The sequence below is a fragment of the Streptomyces solincola genome (genome assembly GCF_002982015.1).
In the GTDB taxonomy this organism is placed as follows: domain Bacteria; phylum Actinomycetota; class Actinomycetes; order Streptomycetales; family Streptomycetaceae; genus Streptomyces; species Streptomyces solincola.
Genome location: NZ_PVLV01000371.1, coordinates 1 through 3,888, shown reverse-complemented (window position 1 = coordinate 3,888; position 3,888 = coordinate 1). Strand labels below are relative to the sequence as shown.

Sequence of the window (3,888 nt, the reverse complement as noted above, 5' to 3'; positions counted from 1 at the left end):
CACCCGCCCTGGCCCTGCACACGGGCCCTGGACACGGGATCTGGACACGGACCCTGGACACGTGGCTCGGAGCCGGACCCTGGACACGGGCTGGGGAAACGGGCCCTGGACACGGGTCCCGGATCGGCCGCCGACGGGCCCGGGGTCACCCCCGGTCGGCGAGGGCCACCGGGGGCTCGTCGTCCATCTCGAACGCCAGCGGGAACGGGGCGTGCCCGGCCAGCCGGAACCAGCGGACCGTACGGTGCCGGCGCAGCGCCCGGGCGGCGCGCACCGCGTCGTTGTGGAACCGCCGCGCCATCGGGACCCGGCGCACCGCCGCCGCCAGCTCCCCGGCGGCCTCCTCGCCGCCCGGGGCCTGGCGGACCTCGTCCATCTGCTCGGGCTCCCCGAACACCGCCCGCAGCGCCTGGCTCAGCTCGCTCTCGGCCACCTCGCGGTGCTCCTCCTCCGCCTGCCGGGCCGCGTGCGCCGCCTCGTACAGCACGATGGAGGCCGCCGGATCGAGCACCCCGCTGGTAGCCAGCTCCTGCGCCACCGAAGCCCGCCGCACCAGCTGCGCGTCCAGCGCCGCCCGCGCCGCGTCGATCCGCGCGTGCAACCGGTCCAGCCGCCCCGCGGTCCAGCTCAGGTACAGCCCGATCGCGAACAGGGCGACGGCGACGTAGATAAGGGTCTCGATCACGCCCGAAGGCTATCGGGACCCGGCGCCCGCCCCGGTCCCGGTCCAGGGCGGGCGCCGGGGGGCCACCCATTGGGCCACGGCCCTGGTCCCCCGCCCCCGGACCGGCACGCCGGTGGCGGGGGCGGGGCAGGGCCCTCTCGGGTCCCGCCCTAGTCCCGCGCGAGCCAGCGGCCGCGGAGGCCCAGGCGCTCGTCGGCGTCGACCGCGGCCGCGCCGGCGGCGACCGTCTCGTAGACCGCGAGGATGTCCGCGCCGACCGTCGACCAGTCGAAGCGCCGGACGTGCGCGGCGCCCCGGTCGCGCAGCTCGGCGCGGCGCTGCGGGTCGCCGAGAAGGCCGATCGCCGCCTTGGCCAGCGCCTCGGCGTCCTCGTTGGCGAACAGCTCGCCCGCCGCGCCCTGGTCGAGGACCTGGGTGAAGGCGTCCAGGTCGCTGGCGAGCACCGGCGCGCCCGCCGACATCGCCTCGACCAGGATGATGCCGAAGCTCTCGCCGCCCGTGTTGGGCGCGACGTACACGTCCACGCTGCGCAGCAGCCGGGCCTTGTCCTCGTCGCTGACCATGCCCAGGAACTCGACCCGGGAGCGCATCTCGGCGGGGAGGGAGGCGACGGCCTCCTCCTCGTCGCCGCGGCCCGCCACCAGCAGCCGGGTGTCCGGGCGGGCGGCCAGGATCTGCGGCAGGGCCTTCATCAGGACGGGCAGCCCCTTGCGGGGCTCGTCGATGCGGCCGATGAAGCCGAGGGTGCCGCCCTGCCACTCCTCGCGCGGCTCGGCCTCGGCGAAGAAGTCGACGTCCACGCCGTTGGGGATGACCACCGCGTCGCCGCCCAGGTGCTCCACCAGGGTGCGGCGGGCGTACTCGCTCACCGCGATCCGCGCGCTGATCTTCTCCAGCGCGGGCTGGAGGATCGGGTACGCCGCGATCATGGCGCGCGAGCGCGGGTTGGAGGTGTGGAAGGTGGCCACGATGGGGCCGCGCGCGGCCCAGCAGGACAGCAGGCCCAGCGACGGCGAGGCCGGCTCGTGGATGTGGATGACGTCGAAGGTGCCCTCGTGCAGCCAGCGGCGCACCCGGGCCGCGGACAGGAAGCCGAAGTTGAGGCGGGCGACCGACCCGTTGTACGGGACGGGCACGGCCCGCCCGGCGGAGACGACGTACGGCGGCAGCGGGGTGTCGTCGTCGGCGGGGGCGAGCACGGAGACGGAGTGGCCGAGCCGGATCAGGTGGTCGGCGAGGTCCCGGATGTGGAACTGCACCCCGCCCGGGACGTCCCAGGAGTAGGGGCAGACGATGCCGATCCTCACCGCGCCCCCCGGGCCGGGTCGAGGTCGGCGAGCCACAGCCGCTGGAGCATGTGCCAGTCCTGCGGGTGCTCGGCGATGCCCTCGGCGAAGGCGTCCGCCAGGGCCTGGGTCATCACGGCCGTCCTCTCGGCGCGGGCGCCGCTCGCCGGGACCTCGACCGGCGGGTGGACCCGGCCCTGCATGACCGAGCCCGCGTCGTACCAGAGGGTGACGGGGAGCAGCAGCGCCCCGGTCTGCTGGGCGAGCATCGCCGGGCCGGCCGGCATCCGGGCGGTCTCGCCGAAGAAGCCGACCTCGACGCCGGAGGAGGACAGGTCCCGGTCGGCGACCAGGCAGACCAGGCCGCCCGCGCGCAGCCGGCGGGCCAGGGTGCCGAAGGCGGAGCCGCCGGCGTGCGGCAGGACCTCCATGCCGAGCGACTCGCGGTAGGCGACGAACCGGTCGTACAGGCTCTCCGGCTTGAGGCGTTCGGCGACGGTGGTGAAGGGGACGCCGAGGGCCCGGGTGACCCAGACCCCCGCGAGGTCCCAGTTGGCCAGGTGGGGCAGGGCGATGACGGCCCCGCGGCCGGCGGCGAGTGCGTCGGTGAGGTGGTGGATGTCCTTGGGGTCGAAGGAGGCGCGGACCTTCTCCTCGCTCCAGGACGGCAGCCGGAAGGACTCCATCCAGTACCGCATGTAGGAGCGCATCCCGGCCTGGGAGAGGGCCGCGAGCCGCTCCGGGGAGGCGTCCGGCACGACCCGGGCCAGGTTGGCCTCCAGTCGCAGCACGCCCTTGCCGCGCCGCTTCCAGGCGGTGTCGGCGATCCGGCGGCCCAGGCCGGCGGCCACCGGCTCGGGCAGCTTCCGCACCGCGCCCCAGCCCAGCCCGTACAGGCCGTCGGTCAGCCGCTCGGCAGCGGTGCTCATGTCCCACTCCCCCTCGTGCCGGGGCCGATCCCCGGCTCGTCCCGCCCGGCCGCCGCCGCGCCGCTGCCGGGGGCCGCCGGCAGGGCGCCGGACGCCGCCTCGGCCGCCTCCGCCTCCGCGGACTCGCGGCGTACCGTCACCACCCGCTGCGCCAGCGTCACGGCGCTGCCCGCGGCGACCACCCACAGGGCGATCGGCAGCAGGATCTGGATGCCCGGCACCCCGAAGCCGTGCAGTCCGGCCAGACCGGCGGCGACCAGCGAGATCACCAGCCGCTCGGCCCGCTCGACCAGGCCGTTGACGGCGACCGGCAGCCCGATGGACTCGCCGCGCGCCTTGGTGTAAGAGACGACCTGGCCGCTGGCCAGGCAGAAGATGGCGACCGCGCAGAGCACGTCGTCGTCACCCCGGCCCGCGTACCACAGGGCGAACCCGCCGAAGATCGCCCCGTCGGCGACCCGGTCCAGCGTGGAGTCCAGGAACGCGCCCCACCGGCTGGAGATCCCGGCCTGGCGGGCCATGTTGCCGTCCACCAGGTCGGAGAAGACGAACAACGTGATGACGATGGTGCCCCAGAAGAATTCGCCGCGGGGGAAGAAGAACAGCGCCCCCGCCATCACGCCGGCGGTGCCGACGAGGGTCACGGCGTCGGGACTCACCCCGCGGCGGAGCAGAAACGCGGCGAACGGTGTGAGGACACGCGTGAAGAACGCACGCGCGTACTTGTTCAGCATGGCCTTCCCGACGGTCGGTGGCCGCCCGGCCCCTACGGCCGACGGCGCCGCCCCATCGTAGTCACAGCGCCCGGCGCGCCCGGCCGCGGACGTCCCCGCCTCCCGGGGGCGCGCCCGGTCCCGCGTCGCGGTGACGCGCGTATGGACGCAACCTGGCCTGAGTGGAAAGCTCGGAAGACGACCCGCGGGCACCGCCGGAGCCGCCCGTAGCCCGGATGCGCTCCCCCGCGCCCGCGCCCCTTCACACCTCCCCC

4 protein-coding genes are annotated in these 3,888 nt (G+C 75.6%); all 4 read right to left on the bottom strand.

From position 1 onward, the window contains the following. Positions 1-145 precede the first annotated feature (145 nt). Positions 146-685, bottom strand: coding sequence for a hypothetical protein (locus C6N75_RS21885; RefSeq protein ID WP_105870609.1), 540 nt, complete (start codon positions 683-685; stop codon positions 146-148). A 149-nt stretch (positions 686-834) separates the two neighbouring features. After that, positions 835-1,992, bottom strand: a complete 1,158-nt coding sequence (locus tag C6N75_RS21880; protein WP_105870608.1) for a glycosyltransferase family 4 protein — start codon at positions 1,990-1,992, stop codon at positions 835-837. Then, positions 1,989-2,900 carry a phosphatidylinositol mannoside acyltransferase gene (locus C6N75_RS21875; protein ID WP_105870607.1) on the bottom strand — a complete coding sequence of 304 codons (912 nt, stop codon included), beginning with the start codon at positions 2,898-2,900 and terminating at the stop codon, positions 1,989-1,991. Before C6N75_RS21875 ends, C6N75_RS21880 begins: the two co-directional genes overlap by 4 nt. After that, complete coding sequence (pgsA, locus tag C6N75_RS21870; RefSeq protein WP_105870606.1) at positions 2,897-3,634, bottom strand: phosphatidylinositol phosphate synthase; 738 nt, start codon at positions 3,632-3,634, stop codon at positions 2,897-2,899. The genes C6N75_RS21875 and pgsA overlap by 4 nt, the downstream gene beginning before the upstream one ends. Positions 3,635-3,888 lie beyond the last annotated feature (254 nt).